At 64.2% G+C, this 24,533-nt stretch carries 22 protein-coding genes and 1 pseudogene; 4 read left to right on the top strand and 19 right to left on the bottom strand.

What is annotated here, in order from left to right:
• On the top strand, positions 1 to 223 hold a 223-nt coding region (locus DH10_RS08345; RefSeq protein WP_192384604.1), incomplete at its 5' end, for an amidohydrolase family protein.
• A 366-nt stretch (positions 224 to 589) separates the two neighbouring features.
• Here the strand turns inward: DH10_RS08345 and DH10_RS08340 are convergent.
• Positions 590 to 2,031 (bottom strand): annotated as a pseudogene (locus DH10_RS08340) (DHA2 family efflux MFS transporter permease subunit).
• 111 nt (positions 2,032 to 2,142) lie between these two features.
• On the opposite strand from DH10_RS08340, the gene DH10_RS08335 reads away from it, so the two are divergent.
• Both DH10_RS08335 and DH10_RS08330 read left to right on the top strand, forming a co-directional pair.
• Positions 2,143 to 3,144: an ornithine cyclodeaminase family protein gene (locus DH10_RS08335; protein ID WP_192243385.1), complete on the top strand. Its 1,002-nt coding sequence runs from the start codon at positions 2,143 to 2,145 to the stop codon at positions 3,142 to 3,144.
• The gene (locus tag DH10_RS08330; RefSeq protein ID WP_192243387.1) at positions 3,141 to 4,646 is read left to right on the top strand and encodes an HAL/PAL/TAL family ammonia-lyase; all 1,506 of its coding nucleotides are present in this window, start codon (positions 3,141 to 3,143) and stop codon (positions 4,644 to 4,646) included. Before DH10_RS08335 ends, DH10_RS08330 begins: the two co-directional genes overlap by 4 nt.
• Here the strand turns inward: DH10_RS08330 and DH10_RS08325 are convergent.
• From DH10_RS08325 to DH10_RS08275, 11 genes are all read right to left on the bottom strand, one after another.
• Positions 4,643 to 5,446, bottom strand: a complete 804-nt coding sequence (locus DH10_RS08325) for a 3-methyl-2-oxobutanoate hydroxymethyltransferase (RefSeq protein ID WP_192243389.1) — start codon at positions 5,444 to 5,446, stop codon at positions 4,643 to 4,645. The two genes, DH10_RS08330 and DH10_RS08325, sit on opposite strands and share 4 nt — an antisense overlap.
• Positions 5,447 to 5,482: 36 nt before the next feature.
• On the bottom strand, positions 5,483 to 5,797 hold the full coding sequence (locus tag DH10_RS08320) for a MocE family 2Fe-2S type ferredoxin (RefSeq protein WP_192243391.1): 315 nt from the start codon (positions 5,795 to 5,797) through the stop codon (positions 5,483 to 5,485).
• A 28-nt stretch (positions 5,798 to 5,825) separates the two neighbouring features.
• A complete protein-coding gene (locus DH10_RS08315; protein WP_192243393.1) occupies positions 5,826 to 6,914 on the bottom strand; it encodes a fatty acid desaturase family protein in 1,089 nt (362 codons plus the stop codon).
• Positions 6,911 to 8,173: an aldose 1-epimerase family protein gene (locus tag DH10_RS08310; protein ID WP_246505808.1), complete on the bottom strand. Its 1,263-nt coding sequence runs from the start codon at positions 8,171 to 8,173 to the stop codon at positions 6,911 to 6,913. Before DH10_RS08310 ends, DH10_RS08315 begins: the two co-directional genes overlap by 4 nt.
• A 47-nt stretch (positions 8,174 to 8,220) precedes the next feature.
• The gene (locus tag DH10_RS08305) at positions 8,221 to 9,135 is read right to left on the bottom strand and encodes a sugar phosphate isomerase/epimerase family protein (RefSeq protein ID WP_192243395.1); all 915 of its coding nucleotides are present in this window, start codon (positions 9,133 to 9,135) and stop codon (positions 8,221 to 8,223) included.
• A gap of 59 nt (positions 9,136 to 9,194) precedes the next feature.
• The gene (locus tag DH10_RS08300; protein WP_192243397.1) at positions 9,195 to 10,283 is read right to left on the bottom strand and encodes a Gfo/Idh/MocA family protein; all 1,089 of its coding nucleotides are present in this window, start codon (positions 10,281 to 10,283) and stop codon (positions 9,195 to 9,197) included.
• 35 nt (positions 10,284 to 10,318) lie between these two features.
• Positions 10,319 to 11,389 (bottom strand): ABC transporter ATP-binding protein, encoded by a 1,071-nt coding sequence (locus DH10_RS08295; RefSeq protein WP_192243399.1) that lies wholly within the window; start codon positions 11,387 to 11,389, stop codon positions 10,319 to 10,321.
• Positions 11,390 to 11,589: 200 nt separating this feature from the next.
• Entirely contained in the window at positions 11,590 to 12,678 is a 1,089-nt protein-coding gene (locus DH10_RS08290) for an ABC transporter ATP-binding protein (RefSeq protein ID WP_192243402.1), read from the bottom strand.
• Complete coding sequence (locus DH10_RS08285) at positions 12,675 to 13,634, bottom strand: carbohydrate ABC transporter permease (RefSeq protein WP_192243404.1); 960 nt, start codon at positions 13,632 to 13,634, stop codon at positions 12,675 to 12,677. Before DH10_RS08285 ends, DH10_RS08290 begins: the two co-directional genes overlap by 4 nt.
• Positions 13,631 to 14,491 carry a carbohydrate ABC transporter permease gene (locus tag DH10_RS08280; RefSeq protein WP_192243406.1) on the bottom strand — a complete coding sequence of 287 codons (861 nt, stop codon included), beginning with the start codon at positions 14,489 to 14,491 and terminating at the stop codon, positions 13,631 to 13,633. Before DH10_RS08280 ends, DH10_RS08285 begins: the two co-directional genes overlap by 4 nt.
• A gap of 81 nt (positions 14,492 to 14,572) precedes the next feature.
• Complete coding sequence (locus tag DH10_RS08275) at positions 14,573 to 16,186, bottom strand: extracellular solute-binding protein (protein WP_192384603.1); 1,614 nt, start codon at positions 16,184 to 16,186, stop codon at positions 14,573 to 14,575.
• A gap of 353 nt (positions 16,187 to 16,539) precedes the next feature.
• Here DH10_RS08275 and DH10_RS08270 point away from each other — a divergent pair, with 353 nt between their 5' ends.
• On the top strand, positions 16,540 to 17,568 hold the full coding sequence (locus DH10_RS08270) for a LacI family DNA-binding transcriptional regulator (protein WP_192243408.1): 1,029 nt from the start codon (positions 16,540 to 16,542) through the stop codon (positions 17,566 to 17,568).
• Between the two features lie 282 nt (positions 17,569 to 17,850).
• Here DH10_RS08270 and DH10_RS08265 read toward each other — a convergent pair whose 3' ends face one another.
• Genes DH10_RS08265 through DH10_RS08235 form a run of 7 tightly spaced genes read right to left on the bottom strand, consistent with a single transcriptional unit; the run spans position 17,851 to position 24,441 of the window.
• A complete protein-coding gene (locus tag DH10_RS08265) occupies positions 17,851 to 18,915 on the bottom strand; it encodes an ABC transporter ATP-binding protein (RefSeq protein ID WP_192243410.1) in 1,065 nt (354 codons plus the stop codon).
• Positions 18,915 to 19,703 carry an ABC transporter permease gene (locus tag DH10_RS08260; RefSeq protein WP_192243412.1) on the bottom strand — a complete coding sequence of 263 codons (789 nt, stop codon included), beginning with the start codon at positions 19,701 to 19,703 and terminating at the stop codon, positions 18,915 to 18,917. The genes DH10_RS08265 and DH10_RS08260 overlap by 1 nt, the downstream gene beginning before the upstream one ends.
• A complete protein-coding gene (locus tag DH10_RS08255) occupies positions 19,703 to 20,572 on the bottom strand; it encodes an ABC transporter permease (RefSeq protein ID WP_192243414.1) in 870 nt (289 codons plus the stop codon). Before DH10_RS08255 ends, DH10_RS08260 begins: the two co-directional genes overlap by 1 nt.
• Before the next feature lie 28 nt (positions 20,573 to 20,600).
• Positions 20,601 to 21,665, bottom strand: coding sequence for an ABC transporter substrate-binding protein (locus DH10_RS08250; protein ID WP_192243416.1), 1,065 nt, complete (start codon positions 21,663 to 21,665; stop codon positions 20,601 to 20,603).
• Between the two features lie 39 nt (positions 21,666 to 21,704).
• The gene (locus tag DH10_RS08245) at positions 21,705 to 22,679 is read right to left on the bottom strand and encodes a PfkB family carbohydrate kinase (RefSeq protein WP_192243418.1); all 975 of its coding nucleotides are present in this window, start codon (positions 22,677 to 22,679) and stop codon (positions 21,705 to 21,707) included.
• A complete protein-coding gene (locus DH10_RS08240) occupies positions 22,679 to 23,713 on the bottom strand; it encodes an ADP-ribosylglycohydrolase family protein (protein ID WP_192243420.1) in 1,035 nt (344 codons plus the stop codon). Before DH10_RS08240 ends, DH10_RS08245 begins: the two co-directional genes overlap by 1 nt.
• A 2-nt stretch (positions 23,714 to 23,715) precedes the next feature.
• Entirely contained in the window at positions 23,716 to 24,441 is a 726-nt protein-coding gene (locus DH10_RS08235) for a GntR family transcriptional regulator (RefSeq protein ID WP_192243422.1), read from the bottom strand.
• Positions 24,442 to 24,533 lie beyond the last annotated feature (92 nt).

Genomic DNA, 24,533 nt, shown 5'->3' with positions numbered 1-24,533 from the left:
TTCTGGATCAATGAGTCCTGACCCTAGCTACATCGTCGACAACGCGATCGAAATCCTCGGCAGCGGCCGGCTGATGTTCGGCTCGAACTTCCCCATCGAGAAGCTGTGGACCAGCCACGCCGAGCTGATCAAGGCGCACCGCGCGGCGGTGGCAAGACATGGCCAGAAAGCCGAGGCGGACATCCTCTGGAACACGGCGGAGAAGGTCTATCGGCCTGCGTGAGCCGGCGTCTCACTTCACCTCGAACTGCGGATCAATCGGGATCTGCATCGCTGTCACGAGATGGTTGGTCTGGCCAACCGATCGCGTTCATGTCTTTTCGCCCCGATGGAAAGGCCCTGCCGGGCCGCCATCCCGGACGAAAGCTAATCGGCTCAACAGCGGCTCGTCAAATGAATCCGCGTTCAAGAACCCTGCCTCTCCGACTATTTGCCGAGTGGTCGCATCGATTGCCGAAACTGGCGCAATAGGCGGAAACTCTTGGGCTTTTGGCAATTCATTGCCTCGATCGTGCGGCTCGTGAAAGAGCGCATTCGAAGCCTGCGGGGCTGGCGGAATTTACATTCGCAAAAGACAGCGAGCGCGGTGTCAATCGTCCGCGGAGTGGCCCGAGACCTCCGCCCCGGCAGATGGCGACAGGACCATGAAACGGAACGATGCCGCGAGCCCGATCAGCCCGATCGCTATGAATGCGATTCTGAAGTCGGCGAGATCGGGCGTCGCTTCGCCTCCGGCGATCTGCGACAGGTTGAGGATCGCCGCCGCGACCGCCACGCCGAACAGCATCGATACCTGCTGCAGCATGCTGGAGAGCGTCGCCGCCGAGCTCCGCTGCGCCCCGCCGATATCGGCGAAGGCAAGCGTATTGAGCGCCGTGAACTGCATCGAGCGCGTGAGACCAGCGATGAGCATCAGCGCCACCACCAGCACCGGCGACGTCTGCGGCGAGATCGCTCCGCAGGCCATGATCGCCAGCGAGGCGATCAGTCCGTTGACGATCAGCACGCGGCGGAAGCCGAAGCGCCTCAGCGTCGGCGTCGTCACTGCCTTCATGCCGAGATTGCCGAGGAAATAGGCCAGGATCAGCAAGCCGGCATCGACCGGCCGCATCCCGAAGCCCACCTGGAAAAGCAGCGGCAAAAGGAAGGGCGTTGCATTGATCGCGACGCGGAAGATCGTGCCCGCCGACAATGTCGAGACGGCGAAGGTCAGGACTTTGAAGGCGGAGAGGTCGAGCAGCGGATGCGGCGTGCGCAACAGGTGGCGCACGGCGATCCAGCCGATCGCAATGCCGGCGGCAATCAGGGCGACTGTCGGCAGCATGCCGTTCTCGGGATGCGCAAGGCGCTCCAGTCCATAGAGCATCACCGCGAGACCGAGCGAGGTGAGGAAAAGCCCCGCCAGTCGAGCGGCCTCGCCTCGGAATCGCGATCGCCCGGCACGAAGCGGGCGACCAGCAGCAGTCCGGCCAGCCCCAGAGGGACGTTGATGAAGAAGTTCCAGTGCCAGGAGAGATAGGTGGTGATGAAGCCGCCGAGCACCGGCCCGACCACCGGCGCGAACAAGGCCGGCCAGGTGATCAGCGCCGTGGCATTGAGCAGTTCCGATTTGGCGGCGTTGCGCAGCACCAGGATGCGCCCGACCGGCGTCATCAGCGCGCTGCCGAGCCCCTGCACGATGCGGGCGCCGACGAACTCGGTCAGGCTTTGCGAGAAGCCGCAGGTGATCGACGCGAGCGTGAACAGCGCGATGGCGACGAGAAAGACGTTGCGCGCGCCAAACCGGTCGGCGAGCCAGGCCGACAGCGGCACGAACACCGCCATGGTCAGCATATAGGCGGTGATGCCGATGCTCATCGCCACCGCCGGCACGCCGAAGGACTGCCCCATCTGCGGCAGCGACGTCGAGATGATGGTCGAGTCGAGCAACTGCATGAAGAAGGCGACGGCGACGATCAGCGCCACGCGCCGTGACCGCCGGGCGGAAGTCTTCGGCTGAAACACGGCCTCGTTGTCGGGAATGCTGGTCATGACGCGCTGGTTGAACAGCATAAGGCTGAACCAGTCCAGAGTTTAACCAACAAACTTTCGTGTCGCCGCGCCGCCTGTTATGGATGAGCGCGGGCCGGCCGAGGGAAATGCATGAAGCCGATCTATATCGACTACCTCAATGCTCTCGACATTGAAGCCCTTGCCATGACCGATGCCGAGATCATCGGCGCCGTCGAAGCCGGGCTCGTCGCCCAGGGCAACGGCCAGACGGTGATCGAGCCGCGCGTCCATCTCGAGCCGGATCCGTCCTTCCATGGCCACTTCAACGTGCTGCGCGGCTATGTGGCGCCGCTCGATGCGGCCGGCGTGAAGATCGTCGGCGATTACGTCGACAACTACCTGCGCGGGCTGCCGTCCGAATTCGGCATCCTCAACCTCTTCGACCCGCGCACCGGCACGCCGCGCGCCATCCTGGACGCCACCGTCATCACCGACATGCGCACCGGCGCCGTCACGGCGATCGGCGCCAAGCATCTGGCCAAAAAATCGTCGAAAGTGCTCGGTCATATCGGCGCGCGCGGCACCGCCTACTGGAATGTGCGCCTGCTCGATCACCTCTTCGACTTCGACGAGATCCGCGTCCATTCGCGCCGCCCGGAAAGCCGCGACGCTTTCGCCGCGAAGCTGGCTGCCGATCTCGGCAAACCCGTCATGGCCGTGGCTGACTGGAAGGGCTGCGTCGAAGGCGCCGACATCGTCGTCGAGGCCTCGCGGCTGCCGGAACCGCAGCCGCTGCTCAAGACTGAATGGATCAAGCGGGGCGCGCTGGTGGTGCCTTACGGCACGATGAGCGCGGTGGAGCTTTCGCTCACCGACATCATGCAAAAGATCGTCGTCGACGACTGGGGTCAGTGCAAGGGCGGCAAGTTCGGCTCGCTGCGCGCCCATGTCGAGACCGGACGGCTGAGCGAGGCGACGCTGCATGCCGAGCTCGGCCAGATCGCGGCCGGCCGCAAGCCGGGCCGGCAAAGCGACGGCGAAACGATCCTGTTCTGGCATCGCGGCCTGTCGCTCTCCGATATCGCGCTCGGCAAGGCGATGCTGGCCAAAGCCGCGGAACACGGCATCGGCCAGAGGCTGCGCTTCGCATGACCCCGCTCGTTCTCACCGGCGCCGGCGTCAGCATCGAGGATGTGGCCGCCGTCGCGCGCAATGCAGGCAAGATCGAAGTCACGCCTGCCGTCATCGAAAAACTGGCCAAGGCGCGCGAGGTCCTCGATGCCGCCGCTGCCGGTGATCAGCAGATCTATGGGCTGAACACCGGGCTTGGCGCCAATCTCGGCACGACAGTCGAAGGCGATGCCGGCGCCTTCCAGCGCCAGCTTCTCGACGGGCGCGGCGCCGCGGTGGGAAACCCATTGCCTACCCAGCTCGTGCGCGCGGTGATGTTCGCCCGCATCGCCATGCTCGCGGCAGGCGGCTCCGGTCTGTCGCCGCATGTCTTCACCGCGCTCGTCGATCTGCTCAACGCCGGCGTCCATCCGGTGATGCCCTCGCTTGGCTCGATCGGCGCCGGCGACCTGGTGCTGATGACGGCGATCGCCCACACGCTGATCGGCGAAGGCGATGCCGACTATCAGAGCAGGCGCATGCCTTCGGCAAAGGCGCTGATGATGGCGCGCCTTGCGCCGGTCGGCTTGGCTCCCAAGGACGGCCTGTCGCTGATCAACGCTTCCGCCGCCTCCACCGGCGCCGGCGCGCTGGCGCTAACCGATGCGCTCTCGGCGCTGGAACAGCAGCAGCAGGCCGGCGCGCTCACCATGGAGGCGCTGGGCGCCAACCGCACCATCCTTGACCCCCGACTGCATCTGGCGCGGCCCGCCGCCTGCCAGCAGGTGGCGGCAAAGGCGTTGCGCGAGCTGCTTGCCCAGGGCGAGGAATCGGCACCGACCACGCTTCAGGATCCGCTGTCGATCCGCTGCATGCCCTCGATCCACGGCGCGCTGATCCAGGCGATCGACCATGCCAGGCTCGCCGTCGAGATCGAGCTTAACGCGTCCGCCGACAACCCGCTGGTGCTCGCCGATGACTTGCTCGTGCTGTCGACAGGCAATTTCCACACCGCCTCGCTGTCGCTGGCCTTCGAGACGCTGGGCCTCGCGATCGCCCAATGCGCGGCGGCTTCCGCCGCCCGCTTCATCCAGCTCACCGGCTCCACCCGCCACGGCCTGCCGAAATACCTTTCGCCGGTCGGCGGCGCGTCCGCCGGCTTCGTGCCGCTGCAGAAGACGGTGGCGGCGATCCTGGCCGCCATCCGCCACAAGGCCAATCCGGTGATGCTCGACTTCCTGCCCGTGTCCGAGGGCGTGGAGGACCACGCCACGCAGACGCCGCTTGCCGTCGCCAAATGCGCCGAGATGATCGTGCTGTGGCGGCGGCTGATCGCCTTAGAATTGATGGCGGCGGCGCAGGCGATCGATCTGCGCGAAGGGCTAACGCTGGCGCCCGCCACCGGAGCGATCCACGCCGCCGTCCGCGCCCATGTGCCGACGCTCAAGGAAGACCAGCCGCTGGGATCCAGCGCCGACGCGCTCCACGCCGTGCTCGCCGATGGGTATTGGCACCCTGCGGTGCACCAAATACTGCTTGTTTAGACTTTTTCGTCCACCTTCTTCATGAAGAGGGTGAGCTCGTCCGGATCCATATGCACGATATGCCTGTCTTCCGGATAGGCGCCGCTGTTGACGTCCGCGACATATTCAGAAAACGCCGCGATGCGCTCCGCCTGCAAACGGTCGTATTCGGCGGCGAAGTTGCGATAGACTTTCGAGTGGCGCGGCATGTGACCGCGATTGGTGCCGAGAATATCTTCGGCAAACAGGTATTGGGCATCGCAGCCCGTGCCCGCGCCCATCGACAGCATGATGAGCGAGGTGCGCTCGGAGATCGCCTTCGCCACCTCGACCGGCACGACTTCGATCTCGGCGCCGATCGCGCCTGCCGCCTCCAGCTGCTTCACCGCCTCGAACACTTTGATCGCCGTGTCGGCGGTCTTGCCGACGGCCTTGAAGCCGCCGGTCCAGGTCGCGCGGGAAGGAATGAGGCCGACGTGGCCAATCACGGGAATGGCATCGTCGGCCATGCGCTTGATGGTAGCGTAGCCAGCGCTGCAATAGACGGCGTCGGCGCCGGCCTTGTAGAGCCGGAAGGCCCAGCGCAGGAAATCGTCCGCCGTGCCGATCTCATAAAAATTGTCGCCCGGCATGGTGAAGAGGCTGGGTGCCGCATCGCGGTATTGCGGATTGAGCACCAGTTCCAGCGGCACCGAGACAATGTCGATGCCGGCGCGCTCGGCGGCTTCCGCCTCTTCCAAGGTCAGCACGCGCAGCATGGTCAGCTGCCGCTTGCCCTTCATGGCGCGCAGATCGGCAACGGTCGGTCTCTTTCGGCTCATCGAACTCTGTTCCTTCGTAGCTTGGCGGGCGGCTGATCAGCCGATTTCGATCAAGACCTTACCGGCCTCGACCTTAACCGGATAGGTCTTGAGGTTGACGCAGACCGGCGCGCCCTTGGCCTCGCCGGTCTTGTAGTTGAAGCGGCCATTGTGCTTGGGGCATTCGATGATGTCGTCCATCACCAGCCCGTCGGCCAGATGCGCCTTTTCATGCGTGCAGAAACCATCGGTGGCGAAGAACTCGTCGTCAGGCGAGCGGTAGATCGCGAAGGTGCGGCCGGCATGATCGAAGCGGATCACGTCCTCCTCGTCCACATCGTCCACCGCGCATGCTTCGACCCATTCCGCCATCGTCTCTCTCCGGATTGATAGACGCAGCCTATTCGGCGGCGGCCGCCGTTATGTCGAGCTCGTGAAATTCGCCGCGATAAGGCTTGGCCGTCGGCGGGAGTTCGCGCTTGAGGTAATAGTCCTCGTATTTCAGCTGCCTGAGCAGCACCGGCCAGACCTCGCGATAGGCATGCCATATCGACGGGTTCGGCTCCGGCAGATCGTGCTTGATCAGCTCATGCAGTTTCGGCAGCGCGTGATAGGGCACCATCGGGAACATGTGATGCTCCACATGGTAGTTCATGTTCCAGTAGATAAACCGGCTGATAGGGTTCATGTAGACCGTGCGCGTGTTGAGCCGGTGGTCGGTGACGTTGTCGGCGAGCCCGACATGCTGCAACAGGCCGGTCATCACCATATGCCAGGTGCCGTAGAGCCGCGGCAGGCCGATCAGCACCAGCGGTATCCATGACCTGAGTGCGATCGCGGTAGCGATCGTCGCGGCATACACGACCATATGCCAGCGCGCCGCGATCACTGCCTTATGCTGCTCCATCTCCGGGATATAGCTCTTCTCGTCGTCCGACAGCTTGCCGAGGGCCTGGCGCACCAGCGTCGGCAGCGAATAGCGGAAGTCGAGGATGCCGGTGAAGGCGAGCGCCGCCTTCAAGAGGTCCGGCGGCCGCATCACCGCGATTTCGGCATCGCGGCCGACGATGATGGTGTCGGTGTGGTGGCGGGCGTGGCTCCAGCGCCACTGCACCGGATTGCGCATCAGCATGAACGAGGCGATGTGATAGACGACATCGTTCATCCAGCGTGTGCGGAAGGCGGTGCCGTGGCCGCATTCGTGCCAGCGCGAGTCGCTCGACGAGCCGTAGAGCACGCCATAGACGAACAGGAACGGCACGACCCACCACGTACCCCAGAACCAGACGATGCCGGCGGCCGAGCCCAGGATCGCCGCAATCCAGATCATGGTGTCGCGAATCGCCGGTCCGTCGGAACGCTGCATCAGCTCCTTCATGCCCTTGCGCGCCACGTCGGTGTGATACCACTCGGCCGAGGCAAGCCCGGTCTCGATCGCCTTACGCGTGCTTTCGCCGACAAGGCTGTAGTCGCGCTTCTTTGCCGTCACATTTGCCTCCAATCTTCGCGCACCGCTGGCGATCCGGTCCGCCGGCCGGAGGGCTCGCCATGGATAATTGTCGCGCTCATGCCCTCGCCCGCTAGTCGTGGAAACTTGCCGGAGGGCTGAGGATAATCCTGCGCGGGCTGGCGGGCGATGGCCGCGATCCTACCTTCGGCGCCGGCGATCGCCCCCTTGCCATCGAGGACGCGGAACACCGCGTCATAGGAACGGCTCTCGTCATGCTCCAGCCAGATCATCTCGCCACGCTCGCGCGCGGCAAGGTTGCCGAGCACATGGTGGGTCGAGGGCTCGATGCCGAGCGCATACTGGCCGGCCTGGAAATTCTGCCACTGATAGCAGCAAGGCAACTGGTCCTTACGGGTGACGACCTCGAAGCCGAGACCGAGGCGATCGTTGACAACCGCGACCGGTACCTCGCCGTTGCCGTCAGCTCCGAGTTCGTGCTGCCAGACCTGCTCGCTGAAGCCGAGCTGCGGCGCCGGCACGGTATGGTAGCCGACCTTCTGTGCTTGATAGCGCTCGTCGCCATGCGCGGCCCAGACGACGTCGCGGATCGGCGCCAGATAGCGCGAGCCCTCGTCGAGCAACGGGTGCCCGACATTGACGTGGTAGAAATACATGTGCGGGGTGCGGTGGAAGCCGTGATTGACGACGCGGTCCGAAAGCCGGATCTCGTTGCCGCCGACATCGGCCTCGATGCGACGGATGAGATGCAGGTCCTCGCCGAACACGCTTGCCTGCTGGACGATGCCTTCCGCCCACAGCACGCAGCGGTCGCCGTCCCAGGCTTCGCCATAGCCTGTAAGCCGCGCCGGAATGGTGCCGATGCGTCCATGCAGCGAATGCGTCACGGTCTTGCGGCCGGGATAATTGTAGTTCTCGGCCGGCACCTCGTTGCGGCCGAGAATGTGATCGAGGCCGCAGGTGACCAGCAGGCCGGAGAAGGATCGCCCCCAGGCAAAACCGTCCTCGCCCTCATAGTCGTGCAGACCGGGATGGCGGAAGCCGCTCGGCGAGTGCCAGCCGATCGCCTGGCCCTTGTACTCGCAATCGGCGATGTCGAGCGCGCGATCGACGAGCGCGGTGAAGCGCAGGCCCGATCCCGTGCGGAATTCGAGCATGCGGATGCCGCGCTCGACGCCGTCGCCAAGTGTCATCAGCCGCACGCCGGCGAATTGCGACAGCATGCCGGAGCGTTCAGCCACTTGCCTTCGCGACAACGTCTTGCCGTAGAGATCTACCATGCAGCGCTCGGGTTTCTGACTTTCAACGTCGGTGCCCCATGCCTGTCTCAGAGGCCGTTCTCGCGGAATTTCCCGTCGAGGAATTTCTTGGCGCGCGGCACGTCGTCTTCCGACAGATGCTCGATGATGACCGGGATGTTCGGATGCTTCTCGGCGAGCCGCTGGAGATAGAGGTCGTAGTTCAGCGAGCCGAGGCCCGGCGCCGGTAGCTCGATCTCGCCGACGCCGCGGAAGGTATGGCTTTCCATCGCGTCGTCGTCGCCGATATCGGCATGCTTTTCCGACTTGTCGCTGCCCGAACGCTTCACGTCCTTGGCATGCGCTATTTTGATCTTGTCGGTCAGCGTATCGAAGACCTGGTTGAGGATCTGGTCCATCCGGTCGATGTTGTGGGTCTCGAAATAGTTGGTCGGATCCATCAAGAGGCCGAGACCAGGATGGTCGACCTGCGCGAACATCTTCACCGTCTCCTCGACCGACCCGACGACGTTGTTGACATAGGTTTCGAGCAGGAAGACCGCGCCGTGGTCGTAAGCGGTCTGGGCGAGGTCCGCGATCACCTTGCGGCATTCCTCAAAGCCTTCCTCGGTCTTGTTCTTCGGGTGGTGCACCCAGTCGGACTCGGTGTTGTAGGTGCCGGTTTCCGAGATCACATACGGCGAGCCGAAATGGCGGGCGTTGCGGATGATCTCCTTGAGATAGCCGACGCGCTTCTCGCGCTCCGCCTTGTCCGGATGGATGATGTTCGTGTAGCCCGACACGCAGCAGACCGGCAGATTGTGGTCGCGGAAGGTGTCACGCACCTTCTTCGCCTTGTCCTTGGTGATCTGGCCGGCCGACAGGTCGATGTCCTTGAAATGCAGGTCGAGCTGCACCGTGTTGAAACCGAGGCCGCGGATCTTCTTCGCCGTCTCTTCGAGGCCATACGGGAAATAGCCCGTGAAAATGCCTGCCTGCATCATGGTGTGAATTCCTCCCTGTAAGCGATTCAGTTGATTGGTTGGCTCAGTTGCCAGTGTTTTCAGGTGATCGAGATTTCGGAGAGCTTGACCGTGCGGCCCGAGGCGATGGAGCGGTAGCCCGCCTCCACCAGCGCCATGGTCTTGACGTTGTCGGCGACGGAAAGCGCCGGTGGCGTGCCTGTCTTCACGGCATGCTGGAGCTGCTCCATCACGCCGATGAAGGCCTGCGGGAACCACATGGTGCTCCAGCTCGGGCTCACCCATTCGCCGCCGGTCGTCTCGGTCGAAGCATAAGTCAATGTCGAGGCCGCCCCGGTCGGCCAGCCGATCGTGCCCTTGGCGACACCCTTGGTGCCGTCGACGCGCCAATTGATGTGCTGGTCGTCCTTGTAACCTTCCTGGCGCGGGCCCGACCAAACGTCCTCCAGCGAAACCGCAAGCACGCCCGACGGGAAGCGCAGCGTCGACACCGTGATGCCGTCGGAATGGTCGAAGCGCGTGCGCGGGTCCTTGCGCGTCAGCGTCGTGATCTCGTCGGGATCGCCGAACAGGAAGCGCAACACGTCGAGATGGTGCACGCTCATATTGGCGAGCGTAAGCCGGTCATAGTCCTCGAGGAAAGTCTGCCAGTGCGGGATCGCATGCATGTCGATCTGCGCAAAGACGATGTCGCCGAGCTCGCCATTGTCGATGATCTGCTTCAGCACCCGCATCGACTGGTCGTACCGCATGTTCTGGTTGACCGAGAGGATCTTGCCGGCCTTGGTCGCCTCGTCGCGCAGCTTGACCGCCTCCTCCACCGTCAGCGCCAATGGCTTCTGCGCCAGGATCGCCTTGATGTGCTTCTGCTTCAGCGCGTGGCGGATCAGCGCCGGCTGCTGGTCGGGCGGGAAGGCAAGGTCGATGATCTCGACTTGTTCGTCCTCGATCAGCTTTTCCGGCGTGTCGTGCACCGTCGGGATGCCCCAGCGGGTGGCGACCTTCTGCGCATTCGCCTTGGTGCGCGAGGCGATCGCCACCACCGGAAAGCCCGCTTCCTTGTAGGCTGCCAGATGGCACTCGGCCATGATCATGCCGGCGCCGACGCAGCCTATTTTGTAGTCCTTGGTGCGAACCTTAACGTCCGGCTCGAAGCCTTTGCTTGCCATGTCCTCCTCCCGAAATTCTGTCGTCGCGGCTGCCGTCACAAAGCGTCTCCGTCCTGGCCGAAATAGTGCACTCTGGCCGGCTCGCAGGATATCGCCACCATCGCGTCCGGCCGGACGTCGGGCTGGCCGCGCAACAGTGCCCGCAGCTTTGACTGCCCGGCGGCAAGAGTCACGACCGTGTAGCCACCAAGCGGCTCGACCTCGAACACCCGCGCCGGGCGGCCCGCGCTCCCTTCCGCCGGCTCGCTGTCCACCCAAGGCCGGACCTTGATGTCCTCCGGCCGCAGCCCGATCTCGATCGCTTCGGCCGGCGCCTTGTCGTCGGCAATGCGGATTGCGCCTTCGGCCGCCTCGACCCCGCCGGCGCCACGCACCGACGGCAGGATGTTCATCATCGGCGAGCCGAGCATCCGCGCCACATAGGCGCTAGCCGGACGGTCGTAGATCTCGGCCGGCGCGCCGATCTGCCTGATCCGGCCGTTCTCCAGGATGGCCATGCGGTCGGCGACCGACATCGCCTCCTCCTGGTCGTGCGTGACGTAGATCATCGTCTTGCCGAGATCGCGCTGGATGCGCTTCAGCTCGACGCGTGTTTCCTCGCGCAGCCGCGCATCGAGCGCCGAGATCGGGTCGTCCATCAGATAGGCAGCAGGGTCGCGCACCAGGGCCCGCGCGATCGCCACGCGCTGCCGCTCGCCGCCGGAAAGCTGCGCCGGCGGCTTGTGCAGGATATGGCCGATATGCAGCTTGGCCGCTACATCGGCGAGGCGCTTTTCGATCTGCACTTCCGCCACCTTCCGCTCGACCAGCGGGAAGCGCACATTGTCGCGTGCGCTCATATGCGGAAACAGCGCCAGGTTCTGAAACACCATGGCGACGTTACGCTCGGCCGGCGAGACGCTGCTGACCGGCTTGCCGCCGATCAGGATCTCGCCCTCGTCCGGCGTTTCCAATCCGAGCACCAGTCGAAGGATGGTCGACTTGCCCGACAGCGGCGGACCGAAGAAGCAGAAGAACTCGTTGTCGTCGACGGTGAACGAGGCGTCGTTGACGGCAAGTGTGGTGGCGTAGCGCTTGGTGACATTGCGGAAGACGATATCGGCCATGGGTCAGCCCGCCCTATAGGTTGCGGACAGACTGCCAACCTTGGCCCTGCCCCTCATCCGCCTGCCGGCACCTTCTCCCCGTATGGTGACGGGGAGAAGGGAGCTGGCCGCAACGCTGGCGCCCCCCTCTCCCCGTTCTTCACGGGGAGAGGGTAAGGGTGAGGGGCGGCGCTGACGTGGAGATAGTTGCACGGACATTTTCAGCCTCCCGCCCTCAAAGCGAGTCCGCTGGCAGCGTCGAAGACGCGCACCGACGAAGCGGGCGGCGCGACAATCGCGGTTTCTCCGATCGACAGCCCGACGTCGTTCTCGAACACCGCCTTCACGGCGCTCTCGCCTTCGCCCAGATGCACGATGGTGCGCGCGCCGATCCGTTCGACGAAGCTCACCAGTATCGACAGCCCACGCGCGGCGAGCGTCACCTGTTCCGGCCGGAAGCCGTAGAGCACCTCTCCGCGCGCCGCGCGCACCGCCGGGACAAGCTGCTCCGGCAAGGGCGGCGTGACGCCGAGCGGACCGAGATCGATGACCAGGCCGCGATCGCTTTCAGCCGGCCGGCCTTTGAGCAGGTTCATGCCCGGTGCGCCGATGAAGCGGGCGACGAAGACATTGGCCGGATTGTTGTAGACCTCGAGTGGCGTGCCCACCTGCTGCAGCACGCCGTGATCCATCACCGCGATGCGGTCGGCCATGGTCATCGCTTCAAGCTGGTCGTGCGTGACATAGACCATGGTCTGCTTGAACTGGCGCTGGAGCTGCTTGAGTTCGGTGCGCATCACCGCGCGGAACGCCGCGTCGACATTGGACAGCGGCTCGTCGAGCAGGAAGATCGCCCGCTCCATGATCGCCGAGCGGCCGATCGCCACGCGCTGCAGGATGTTGACCGAAAGCCTGTCCGCCTTGCGGTCGAGCAGCGGCGAAAGCTGCAGCATCTTGGCGATGGCGCCGACGCGGCGGTCGATCTCGGCCTTGCCGGCGCCGCGCATCCTCGGCCCGTAGGCGAGGTTCTGGCGCACCGTCATATGGGTGAAGATGGCATAGTTCTGGAAGACGAAGCCGACGCCGCGCCGCCCCATCGGCACGCCGGCCATGTCGCGCTCGCCGAACAGGATTTTTCCGCCGGTCGGCTCCTCCATCCCGGCGATCATGTTCATCGTCGTCGACTTGCCGCAGCCCGAGGGCCCGAGCAGGGCCATGAACTCGCCGTCGGCGATTTCGAGGTCCATCGTCTTCAGCGCGGTGAAGTCGCCGAATTTCTTGACCAGGTTCTTGAGGTGGATCGCGCTCATGCCGTCATCTCCCGGGTCTTCGCCATGCGCTTCATGGCGTAGACCGCGACGATCGAGAGCACGATGAGGATGGCGAGAGCGATGGCCGCGACATAGCCCCAGATCAGGTCCTGCGTGGTGACCTTGTAGATGTAGACGGAGATCGTCTCGGTGGCGACGCCGGGGCCGCCGCCGGTCATGATGTAGAGCGTGTCGAAGATCTTGAAGTTCTCGATCACCCGGATCGCCAGCGCGATGACGATGATCGTCTTCATCTTTGGCAGCACGATGGTGGTGAAGCGCTGCCAGGCATTGGCGCCGAGCAATGTCGCCGCCTTCATCTGATCTTCCGGCACGCCGACGCGGCCTGCAAGCAGGACGAGGAACATCAGCGGCGTCCACTGCCAGATGTCGGCGATCATGACGGCGATCAGCGCCAGGTTCGGATCGGAAAGCCAGGCGATGGTGACGGGCGCGCCGATGATCCTCGACAGGATGTCGTTCACCGGGCCGCCCGACTGGAACAGCATGAAGAACATGTAGCCGGCGACCGCGGGCACGACCATCATCGGCATCAAAAGGATCGAATAGAAGATGCGCTTGCCCGGAAAGTCGTCGGCGAACAGCGTTGCCAGCGCTAGGCCCAGCAGGAACTCCGCCGGCACGCAGACCAGCATGACGACCGCCGTGCGCTTCAGCGCGCTCCAGAAGCGCGTATCGGCGGCAAGATCGGTGTAATTGGCGAAACCGTTCCACATCTCCCAGGCGTTCCACCAGCCGACGCCCGAAAGCGGCGACCAGTCGGTGACGCTGATGTAGAGCTGCATGAGCAGCGGAAAGGCCGAGATGAACAGCACCAGGATCTGCGCCGGCAAGGTCAGCCGGAAACCCAGCCGCGCGCCCTCGTCCCGCTGGGCCGGCTTGCCGGTCGCGGCGTCCATCTTGCCCTTCGAAATCGTCGCGGTCACCGCGCTCATTGCTTGAGCGCTCCGAAGGTCAGCCCACGCACCAGATGGCGCTGGATGGCGATGCCCATGATGACCGGCGGCACCGCCGCGATCAGGCCGAGCGCGGCCTTGGCGCCATAGAGCTGCCCGGTCATCGATGACGACAGCGAGGCCATGTAGACGGGGATCGTCACCCATTCGCGCGTCGTTAAGAGCAGCGCGATCAGATAATCCGACCAGTTGAGGATGAAGACGAAGAGCGCGGCGCTCGCCAGCGGGGCGCGCATCATCGGCAGCGTGATGCGGGTGAAGACACGCAATCGCGAGCAGCCTTCGACCAGCGCCGCCTCCTCGATCTCGCGCGGCATGTCGTCGAAGAAAGTCTTCATCAGCCAGAAGGCGAAGGGCAGCGTGACGATGCCGTAGACCAGCGCCAGCCCCCACCAGCTGTCGGTGAAGTTCAGGAACGACCACATGATCATCACGGGGATCATGACGGCCATCGGCGGAAACAGCCTCAGCTGGATCAGCGCCAGCGGCAGGTTCTGGCCGGAGCCGAAGCGCGACAGGCCGTAAGCGGCCGCGGTGCCGGCCGACATGGCGATCGCGGTTCCGAACACCGCCGAGAGCAGCGAAGACAGGATCGGCTTCAGCGCCGTGTGATCCAGCGCGACGATCAGGTCGTTGGTGGATTCACCGAACACAAACTGGAAGTTGGCGAGCGTCGGATGCTTCGGCCACCAGGTCAGGTCGGTGCCCGTAGCCGACCACTCGCCGATCGGCTTGAAGGCCATCGACACCATCCACAGGATCGGCACCAACGTGACCGCGATCGCCGCGAGAATCGCGGCGTAGCGGAAGATCTCGAATGGAACGGAACGCTTCATCTGGCTGCTTTGCTGGTGGCGTTGCTTGCGGAGGGGAGGAGCAGTCGCCCCTCCCCTCCAGTACTGATCCAGGGAGACGGATCAGGCGATCGAATCGAGAACCGTGGGCCAAGCCTCCTTGTTGGTCTTGATGGCTTCGAGGAGCTTGTCCTCGCCGGTGCGCCGCGCGATCTTCTTCCACTCGGCCTCGGTGTCGGCCATGGCCTGCTCGGGCGTCTTGGCCTTGGTCAGCGCGGCGACGAGGTTCTCGTCGAGCGCGTTGTGGAAAGCCGTAGCACCGGGATAGTTGATGGTCGGCACGGTGCGCGCCACCGTCTCGCGCACCACGTCCATGTGGTAGGCGTGATAGGTCTGGCGGACCAGCGGATCGGAGAAGTCGGACAGCCGGAACGGATCGAAATAGCCGCCCGGATTGGCCGTCATCCAGGCATAGATGCGGCTCGATCCGACCCATTGCAGGAAGAGGTAGCAGGCTTCCGGATTCTTGGACTGCGCCGAAACCGAAGCCGACAGGTTGAGCCACAGCACCGAGCGGCTGACCAGCTTGCCGTCGATCTCGCGGCCGGGCGGCAGCATCGAACCGATCTTGCCAGTGACCAGCGAATCCTTGTTGCCGGCATTGTCGAGGAATTTCGGCAGGTTGGAGAAGGCGCAGGTCATCGCAGCACCCCCCTTGGCGAAGTTGCCGTACTGTTCCGGCCAGCCCCATGAGATCGCATCCGGCGAATGGTGCGAGAGCGAATCGACATATTCCTTCGTCGCCGCGATGCCCTGCTCGGAATTGATCAGCGGCTTGCCTGCGTCGTCGAACAGGTACTGGTTCGGCGAGGCCATCGAGACATAGCGCTGATACCAGTTGGTGTAGCCCCAGCCCTGGTTGCGCAGGTCGGTCGAGCCGAACAGCCCCTTGTCTGGGCGGTGGAAGAAAGCGGCGATGTCGCCGTGCTGCTTCCAGGTCCTGGGCGGCGCGAGATCGTAGCCATACTTGTCCTTGAAGGCCTTCTTCTCGGCTTCGTCGCCGAACAGGTCGGTGCGGTAGACCCAGGTCTGGAAATCGCCGTCGAGCGAAACACCATAGGTCGAGCCGCGATACTGGTTGAGCAGCGACACGCCCTTGGCGCCGTTGACGTAGCCGCGCGCCGGATCGTCCCATGCCGGCTTGTGCTGGGCGACGAAGTCGTCGAGCTTGATGATGCCGCCGGTCTCGGCGAGATCGCCGAGGCGGTTCCATTCCACCGCGTAGATGTCATAGGCCCCACCCTTGGTGGAGATATCCTGCATCGTCTTGGTGAATTCCTGGCCGTTCGGCACGCCGACGATTTCGAGCGGAATGCCGGTTTCCTTTTCCCAGAGATCCTTGATCGACGGCGCGCCGGCCGGGAACGGCTGCGTCAGCTGGCCGATCGAACCGTCCGAAAGGCCGAGCACGATCTTGGCCGGCGCCTTGCCGGCACCCTTCATCGCCTTGATCGCTTCGATGGCGCGCCCTTCCGGTGTATCGGGCCCGTATTGGTAGCGCTCGGCGCCATCGAAGCCGGTCGGGCCGCCGATCATGCCGGGCGCCAGCGCGTCCGCCGCAAAGGCGCGGCCGGGACGAATGAATTGCGGGGCGATACCTGTCGCGGCGACAAACACCGCCGCCTTTCCTCCGGACGCCAGCAGGCGGCGCCGCGAGACGCGGATCAAATCAGTCATTGGAACTCCTCCCTCAAGGGCCTGTTCCTCCATGGCCCTTATGAGGGATATTGACGGAACCGCATCGAGCCTGTCAACATCATAAATACTCAAAACACGTCATAAGATCGCAAATGAGGGAGAGAATGCAGTTCGCCGAGCTTGTCACGTCGCGCCCATTGCTTGGATTTGAGGGGCTTTCGCATCGATCCGGCCAATTTTTCCGGACCTTCTTTGCCTTGTGTAACGCGTCGGCTTGCGTACGAGCCAAGGCCGGTTACATCATTTCACATCAGAATCGCGGTCGCCGCTGAGGCGTTTTCCGGAGCTGATTGGGAGCTGCGGATTTTGATGCTTGCGATGAGGTGCTCGACGTGCGGTCAACCCTGACAGACATAGCCCGGGAAGCCGGCGTTTCTCCCGCCACGGTCGACCGTGTGCTGAACAACCGTCCCGGAGTGCGGGCCCGCACGCGCGAGATCGTCATCGAAATGGCGCAGCGCCTGGGCTACATTGCCGAAAGCCCGAACGGCACCCCGCAGCGAACCGTCCCGGGCCAGACGATCAGGCTCGACTTCGCGCTGCCGGCCGGCACCAACTCCTTCATCAAGCTGCTGCATCGCCACATCGAGGCCCAGGCGCAGACGCGGCCCGATCTCGACGTGCGCGTGACCACCATCGAGGGCTTCAATCCCGACCGGCTCGCGCGCCTGCTTCAGGACCTGCATGGCCAGACGCAAGGTGTCGGCGTCATCGCGCTCGACCACCCGACGGTGCGCGAGGCGATCCGCTCGCTGTCAGCCAGCGACGTCAAGGTCGTCACCATCGCCTCCGACATCCTGCATGTGCCGAGGGTTGCCTATATCGGCATCGACAATCGTGCCGCAGGCCGGCTGGCCGGCTATCTGCTCAACCGCTTCATGGGTGCCGGCCGCCCGGGCAAGGTCGCGCTGTTTGCCGGCTCGCTTGCCTATCGCGGCCATGAGGAACGCGAGATGGGCTTTCGCCATATCCTCGCGGAGGAATCCCCGAACCTCGAAATCGTCGAGATGCGCGAAATGCTCGACGACCGCGAGAAGGCCTATTCTGAGGCCTCGGCCCTGCTTGAGCGCCATCCCGACCTCGCGGCCATCTACAATGTCGGCGCCGGCAACACCGGCATCGCCCGCGCGCTCAAGGAACGCGGCCGGGCGAAGGAGGTTCTCTTCCTCGGCCATGAGGTGACGGACGGCACCAAGGAGCTCCTGCTCGACGGCACGCTCGATGCCGTGATCGACCAGAACCCACGCGTGGAGGCGCGCGAGGCGCTCAACATTTTGTCCCACGCCGTCAGGGGGCTGCCTTACGAACTGCACCAGCCGCGGCTGCAGGTGATTTTTCGCGAGAGCATCCCGGAGATTTAGGCCTCTCCCAAAACTTCACCGATCGGCTAGTTCCTCGACACAAGATTTTGAAAGGTTGCCGTTTGTCGGCGGGCACGATTTTCACTGTTCAGTTCTGTGAAATCAGCGCAAACGCTGGGGATTGGCTGACGTCTCCCCAACCTCGTCATCCCAGGGCGGAGCAGCGCGAAGCGGCGTCGCGGAGACCCTGGGATAACGACGGGATAGGAGTTTCGGCCAATCTCCAAGGCATGCCGCCTCCGTCTACCGGTCAAAATTTCTGTACTGGGGAACTAGACTAGCTCAAGCGGCGATAAGCACCGTGCTTTCGGACGACCAGCTGAGAACCACCGGCTGGCCTTCGGCGAGGCGTTCGGCGCCCGAGTTCTGGACGATGACTTTCAGCGTCTGCCCGTCGTGGTCGACAAAGTAAGTGCTGTTGTTGCCGGCGAAAATGCGTTTCGAGACCCGCCCCTTCAGCACATTGGCAATGTCGGCACCGGCAGTGGCAGCGCCGGTCGAAATCCGGATGCGCTCCGGCCGCACCGCACAGCTTGCTTTTGTGCCCACCGCGACAGACGCACCCGAAGCGGCGGCGATCGCCGTGCCGTCCGGCAGCCGGATCCCGTTGCCCGTGGCATCGCCGCGAAAGATGTTGGCGTCGCCAAGAAAAGTCGCGGCGAACTCGCTTTGCGGCCGGTCGTAGATTTCCTCCGGCGGTCCTTCCTGCACCAGCCGGCCGTCGCGCAGGATGCCGATGCGGTCGCTCATCGTCAGCGCTTCTTCCTGGTCGTGCGTGACGAAGATGGTGGTGATGCCGATCTCGCGCTGGATGCGCTTCAGTTCGATCTGCATGTCGACGCGCAGCGCCTTGTCGAGCGCGCCGAGCGGCTCGTCGAGCAGCAGCACGCGCGGCTTGGTGACGATGGCGCGCGCCAGCGCAACACGCTGGCGCTGGCCCCCGGAGAGCTGATGCGGCCGGCGGCCGCCAAGCTTGCCGAGCTGGACGAGATCGAGCGCGCGCTGCACCTCGGCAGCGATCGTCGCCTTCGGCTCGCCGCGCACCGAAAGGCCGAAGGCGACGTTCTCGGCAACGCTCATGTTGGGAAACAGCGCATAGTTTTGGAACACCATGCCGATGCGCCGCTTCTCGACCGGCACCCGCTCGACGCTTTCGCCGCCGATGGCGATGCGGCCCGTGTCCGGAAAATCGAAGCCGGCTATCTGGCGCAGCAGCGTGGTCTTGCCGCTGCCCGATGGCCCGAGCAGCGCATAGAAGCCGCCGTCAGGGAAATCGATCGAGACGTCGTCCAGCGCCTTGTGCGCGCCGAAGCTGCGAGAGACGTTCGCTACCTGGACGCCTGCCATTATTTTTCTCCGCCGAATTTGAAGAAGCGTGCCGTGAGCAGCATCAGCGCCATCGACACCACGATGATGATCGTTGAGACCGCATTGATCTCCGGCGTGAACCCCTTGCGGATCGCGGCGTAGATTTCGACCGGCAGTGTCGTCTGGCCGGGCGTCGACAAGAAGTACGAGACCACGAACTGGTCGAACGAGACGGCGAATGCAAACAGCCCACCGGCAATGACGCCCGGCATGATCCACGGCAAGGTGACGCGGTTTGTAACCTGCCACTGGTTGGCGCCGAGCGAGCGCGCCGCCTCCTCCAGTTCAGGTGCAAAAGTCTGCAGCCGCGCGGACACGACGACGATCACATAAGGCAGCGCCAGCGCGACATGGCCGAGCAGGATGGCGACAAGCCCGCGACCGATGCCGATGCCGAAGAAGAAGATCAGCATCGCCGTGCCGGTGATCAGCCACGGAATGGCGATCGGCGGGAACAGCAGCGCCTGCAGGAACTTCTTGCCGCGGAACTCGTAGCGATAGAGCGCCAGCGAAGCCATCGAGCCCAGCAGCGTCGAGATGATGGTGGTGATGATCGCGATCTCGATGCTGTTCCAGGTCGCTGATATCAGCTGGTCGTTCTGCCAGAGCGAGGCATACCAGTCCGTCGTCCATTCGAACGGCAGCTGATAGAAGGGCGAGGCGTTGAACGACATCAGCGCCATGATGATGATCGGCAGGTAGAGAAAGGCGAGCAGCAGGAAGATGTAGAAGCGCCCGAGCCATTCGAGGATGCGCGTCGTCGTCATCAGCCGGCCCTCCGCAAGACCGGAGCGGCCAGCGCTAGGATGATCAGCACGACGGCGAGCAGGATGAAGGACAGCGCAGCACCCAGCGGCCAGTTGAAGACGGCGACGAACTGATCCTCGATGACGGTGCCGTAGAAGGTGCCGGTGCGGCCGCCAAGGATGCGCGGCTCCATGAAGGAGCCGACGACCGGCACGAAGATCAGCGCCGCTCCCGCGATCAAACCGGGCATCGACAGCGGGATGATCACTCGCTTGAGCACCTGCAGCCGCGAGGCGCCGAGCGAGCGCCCGGCCTCGAGCAGCGAGTCGTCGATCGCCTGCAGTGTGAGATAGCAGGTCAGCACCATGTAGGGCACATAGGAGTGCACCAGACCGATGATGACGGCCGGATAGGAATACATGAGGTCGATGTTGATCTTGAACGGCAGCACGGCGTTGAGCGCCGTATCGAGAATGCCGCCCTCGCGCAGCACCATCGCCCAAGAGAAGATGCGCACCAGCCCATTCGACCAGAACGGCAGGATGACAAGCAGGAAGATCGCCTCGCGGCTTCGGCCTTTGAGCACCTTGGCCAGCACATAGGCCGCCGGATAGCCGACAACGACGCACCATAGCGTCACCTCGAGCCCGAGCCGCAGTGACGCAAGAAGAAGCGTCGAATAGAGGCTTTGCGAGAAGAAGGCCGCGTAGTTGCCGAGCGTGAACGCCCATTCCTTCCCGGCCAGCGGCAGGTCGGTCATGAAGGAGAAGAACACCATGGCCGACAGCGGCAGGAAGATCGCCACCGTCAGCCACAGATAGGCAGGGAGGAGAAGCGGCAGGGCGGGCTTAAGTCCGCGGCGCGAACCGGTCGCGAGCTGGTCACCCATCTTGCTTCTCCTCCCCGAAAGGCGCCGATTACTTCACGTTGACCTTCAGCTCCTGCCAGAGCGCCAGATACTTCTCGCGCTGTTCGTCGGTGATCGGCGCCTGGAACTGGATGCGCTTGGCGACCTCGGGGCTGCCCATGACCTTGCGGTTGAAGGCATCCGCGGGCAGTGCGGCGACCGCCTTGGTGTTGGCCGAGACCGGAGCGCCGACCTTGGTGACCCACTCGACGTAGAATTTCGGGTCGATCATGTAGTTGATGAAGGCCTCGGCGCCGGCGACGTTCTTCGAGCCGGCGGGAATTGAGAAGGCGTCGAGCCAGGCGACGGCGCCTTCCTGCGGGATGACCAGCGAGACCGGCAGCTTGAAATGCGTCTTGGCGCGATCGGCCGAGCCGCTCCAGTAGGTGCCGATGTCGATCTGGTTGGAGGCGACCATCTGGTTCCAGTCATTCTCCGAGCTCCAGAAGGTCTTGATCTGCGGCATCAGCGAGGTGAGCTTCGCCTTGACCGCGTCCATGTCCTTGATGTCGTTGATGTTCTGCCCCGATGCAATCGCCCCGAACTGCACCGCCTCGACGGCATCGTCGCGGATGATGACGCGGCCCTTGTGCGCCGGGTCCCACATCTCGGCGATGCTCGTCGGCGGCTTGTCGAAAGACTTTTCGTTGATGGCAAGAGCGGTCAAGCCCCACACCCACGGCACGCCATAGACCTTGCCGTCATGGTTGAGCATCGGCGAGCCGGCCTTGTCCTTGCTGACGTCGGCATAGTTGGAAAGCTTCGAAACATCGATCGGCTGGATCAGCTTGCCGGCCATCGCCTGGTCGTTAAAGGCGGCATTGATCATCACGACGTCGTAGAGGCCGGGATTGGTCCTCAGCTTCGTCAGCATCTCCTGCTCGGAGTTGAAGAAGTCGTTGACCACCTTGAAGCCGGTCGCCTTCTCGAAGTTGGCGACAGCCCATGGCTCGTCGGCGCCATAGCCCTTCCAATTGAGCACATGCACTTCTTCGGCGGCCTGGGCGGAGAGCGTGAATGCTGAAACGACGACGGCGGTCGCCGTCAGAAAAGCGGTCAGTCTGGGCATGCGCATGTTTCTTTCCTCTCATTGTTTGCCCGGTTTGCGGGCTTGTTAAGTTGTGGCCTCTTGTTCCCGGCAATGCGCGACCGCCGCTTGATCGCGCTGGGCAAGGAATTCCCGGATTTCGTTGTCGGTCGGCGCCGACGACCCGCCATGGCGGGTGACCGAAAGCGCCGCCGCCGCGTTGGCGTAGCGAGCTGCCTCGGAAGGCGGCATGCCACGTGAAAGGCCGCTGACGAACGCGCCAATGTGGGTATCGCCCGCGCCATTCGTATCGACGGCAACAACCTCGAAGCCCGCGATCGCCCGCGTGCCGCTTTCGGTCATCCGCAGCAGGCAGCCATGGGCGCCGGAACGGATCACCACACCTGCCGCCTTTGGACAATGCTCGGCAAGCAGCCGTACAGCGACAGTCTGTGCGTCACCGGCGCCGGCGATTTCTGCGGCCTCATCGGTGTTGCAGCTCAGCCATGTCGTGCGCGTGAGCACCCGATCCAGGATCGGCCGCGGAATCTCGGCGATCACCGGCGTCGGGTCGAAGACGAAAGGAATTTCCGGCGGCAGCGCCTCTACCCAATCGGCGAGCGCATCGCGGCTGCCGGGATAGCTTAGCGTGTAGCCTGACGCGAACACCCAGTCGCCGGGAGCGACCTTGACGGGAGCCATCATGTCGAGCGTGAGCCGGCTTTCGGCACCGGGCCAGGAGACGAAAGTCCGTTCGGCGTCGCCGCTGATCATCGCAACGCAATTGCCGCTGTCCATCGAGGGTGACGGCGGCGTCAGCGTCTCGATGCCTTCGGCTGCGAAAGCGGCGCGCAGGAAGTCGCCGTCAGGTCCCGTTCCCAACTGGCCACCGAACACCACCTTCATGCCGGTGCGGCTTGCCGCGACCATCATGTTGAAGCCACCACCGGGGACACGCGCGTAGCTCGACGCGCTCTTTTCGGTGCCGGGAGCCGGCAAGGCATCGATTCGGTAGACATAGTCGACCACGGCGCTGCCGACATGGACGAGCCGCGCGCTCATCAGGCGGCCTCCTTGCCCGAGCCAGCTTTTGCCGTCCGCACAGCGACGAGATCACTGGCCAGCGCGCGAACTTCGGCGAGGTCGATGCCCTTCAGTCCAGCAATGCGGTCCTGCGGCAGGCGTGACACGCCGGTGCAGGCGCCCGCCATGCCTGCTGTGATGGCGCCAATTGTGTCGGTGTCGCCGCCGAGATTGGCGCTGATGACGGCCGCCCGCCACGCATCACCGCCAGCGACCTCCAGCACGGCGAACGCCGCCGGAACCGATTCCTGGCTGGCGACACCGGTTCCGATCAGATCGACGATCAGCCGGATCGCCTCGTTCTCCGACTTGCCGCGCACGAGTTCCTGCGCCCAGGCGATTCGGGCGGCGATGTCGCCGCCGGTGACCCAGTGTCCCAACGTGGCACCTAAACGCGCTGCAGCGACAGCGCGCTCGGAAGCCGCGCGCCAGTCACTGCCGGCAACGCCGCTGCTGACGGCCGCCGCGACGGCGGCAGCCGAGGCAATGGCGATCGAAGTGTTGTGCGTGGCGCGACAGGTTTCCGCCACCTTCGCAACCAGAGCCTGAAGTGGCTCCAGCGGCATCATGATGCCGACCGGGCCAATGCGCATCGCCGCGCCATTGGTGTCGCCGCCACTTCCGGCTTCCTCAGGCGGCACACCGTCATTTATGGCGTCGATGGCGCGCTTTGTCGAAGGGCCAAGCAGGTCGTAGCTGCCGCGCGCCTTCACGTCTCTTTCCCAGTCAAGCAGCGCGTTGACCCAGCGAGCATGGTCGAAGCGATCGCCGGATTCGACAAGGATGCGGCCAAGCAGCAGCGCCTGCTCGGTGTCGTCGGTGATGGTGCCGGCCGGCAGGCCTTTCGACACCGGATGATCGGCGGCAGGCGCGACGAAATCTTCGACATGGCCGTAGAGCTCGGCGATGCAGGCGAGCGACAGAAGCTGTGTCGGCATGCCGAGCGCATCGCCAAGCGCCCCGCCGATCAGCGCGCCCATCGCCCGGTCGATGATCTCGGCCGCATCCGCCATGCTCAGAACTCCAGATGCAGCGCAAAGTGCGCCGGGTTGAGCAGGCTGGTGACGAATTCGATGGCACGTCCGTCGGCGGCGCGCGTCAGCCGCCGCGTCCTGAGGAAGGGCGTGCCCACCGCGCAATCCAGAATGGCCGCGTCGGCGGTGCTCAACATTTCGATGTCGACCCACTCCTCGCCATGGTCGGGCACCAGCCCTGCCGCGCGCAGCGTCTGGTGCAGCGAGCCTTCTCGAAGTCCGCGCAGCGGCACGTCTTCCAGTTCGGGCGACAGCGGCAAGCGGCTGCGCTCGATCGAAATGGCATGACCGTCATCGGCATTGGTACGCACACGATCGACGGCGATGAAGGATGCGCTCTCGACGCCGAGTCTTGCCGCTAGCTCGGCATCCTCGATGATCTCGAGCCGCAACGTGCGGGTTTCGGCGTTGGCACCTGCATTGGCGAGCGCGCGTGACCAGCCGATCGCATCATCGACCGGCGTGCCGTCGAAGGTGACGAAGGAACCGATGCCGACCTTGGTGGTGATCAGTCCGCGGCTGGAAAGCTCTTCCAGCCCTTTGCGAACCGTATTGCGGCTGACGGAGAAGCGCTGGACAAGCTCGTTCTCGCTCTGCAGGCGATCGCCGAAGCCGAGCACGCCGGAGCGGATCTCGTGCTCCAGAACCGTCGCAATCTGCTCGGGCTTGCCCGTGCCGGGAGTGAGTTGCGTCGCGCGGCGGGCCATATCAATACCTGTTCAATGAACCTGTATAACCCTGTTCAATATTGGATTTGAAGGGCGACGTCAATCGCTAAAAATTCGCGAGGGAACGACAA

Source organism: Mesorhizobium silamurunense (assembly GCF_014843825.1).
GTDB lineage: Bacteria > Pseudomonadota > Alphaproteobacteria > Rhizobiales > Rhizobiaceae > Mesorhizobium > Mesorhizobium silamurunense.
This window is presented reverse-complemented; position numbering and strand designations above follow the sequence as displayed.

Coding starts and splice junctions, on each gene's coding strand:
- DH10_RS08255 (WP_192243414.1), bottom strand. CDS start 20,572: ATGGGTGACCAGCTCGCGACCGGTTCGCGCCGCGGACTTAAGCCCGCC.
- DH10_RS08310 (WP_246505808.1), bottom strand. CDS start 8,173: ATGGTAGATCTCTACGGCAAGACGTTGTCGCGAAGGCAAGTGGCTGAA.
- DH10_RS08260 (WP_192243412.1), bottom strand. CDS start 19,703: ATGACGACGACGCGCATCCTCGAATGGCTCGGGCGCTTCTACATCTTC.
- DH10_RS08275 (WP_192384603.1), bottom strand. CDS start 16,186: ATGACTGATTTGATCCGCGTCTCGCGGCGCCGCCTGCTGGCGTCCGGA.
- DH10_RS08235 (WP_192243422.1), bottom strand. CDS start 24,441: ATGGCCCGCCGCGCGACGCAACTCACTCCCGGCACGGGCAAGCCCGAG.
- DH10_RS08330 (WP_192243387.1), top strand. CDS start 3,141: ATGACCCCGCTCGTTCTCACCGGCGCCGGCGTCAGCATCGAGGATGTG.
- DH10_RS08240 (WP_192243420.1), bottom strand. CDS start 23,713: ATGGCGGATGCGGCCGAGATCATCGACCGGGCGATGGGCGCGCTGATC.
- DH10_RS08295 (WP_192243399.1), bottom strand. CDS start 11,389: ATGGCCGATATCGTCTTCCGCAATGTCACCAAGCGCTACGCCACCACA.
- DH10_RS08335 (WP_192243385.1), top strand. CDS start 2,143: ATGAAGCCGATCTATATCGACTACCTCAATGCTCTCGACATTGAAGCC.
- DH10_RS08265 (WP_192243410.1), bottom strand. CDS start 18,915: ATGGCAGGCGTCCAGGTAGCGAACGTCTCTCGCAGCTTCGGCGCGCAC.
- DH10_RS08325 (WP_192243389.1), bottom strand. CDS start 5,446: ATGAGCCGAAAGAGACCGACCGTTGCCGATCTGCGCGCCATGAAGGGC.
- DH10_RS08290 (WP_192243402.1), bottom strand. CDS start 12,678: ATGAGCGCGATCCACCTCAAGAACCTGGTCAAGAAATTCGGCGACTTC.
- DH10_RS08305 (WP_192243395.1), bottom strand. CDS start 9,135: ATGATGCAGGCAGGCATTTTCACGGGCTATTTCCCGTATGGCCTCGAA.
- DH10_RS08320 (WP_192243391.1), bottom strand. CDS start 5,797: ATGGCGGAATGGGTCGAAGCATGCGCGGTGGACGATGTGGACGAGGAG.
- DH10_RS08250 (WP_192243416.1), bottom strand. CDS start 21,665: ATGCGCATGCCCAGACTGACCGCTTTTCTGACGGCGACCGCCGTCGTC.
- DH10_RS08245 (WP_192243418.1), bottom strand. CDS start 22,679: ATGAGCGCGCGGCTCGTCCATGTCGGCAGCGCCGTGGTCGACTATGTC.
- DH10_RS08280 (WP_192243406.1), bottom strand. CDS start 14,491: ATGAAGCGTTCCGTTCCATTCGAGATCTTCCGCTACGCCGCGATTCTC.
- DH10_RS08285 (WP_192243404.1), bottom strand. CDS start 13,634: ATGAGCGCGGTGACCGCGACGATTTCGAAGGGCAAGATGGACGCCGCG.
- DH10_RS08300 (WP_192243397.1), bottom strand. CDS start 10,283: ATGGCAAGCAAAGGCTTCGAGCCGGACGTTAAGGTTCGCACCAAGGAC.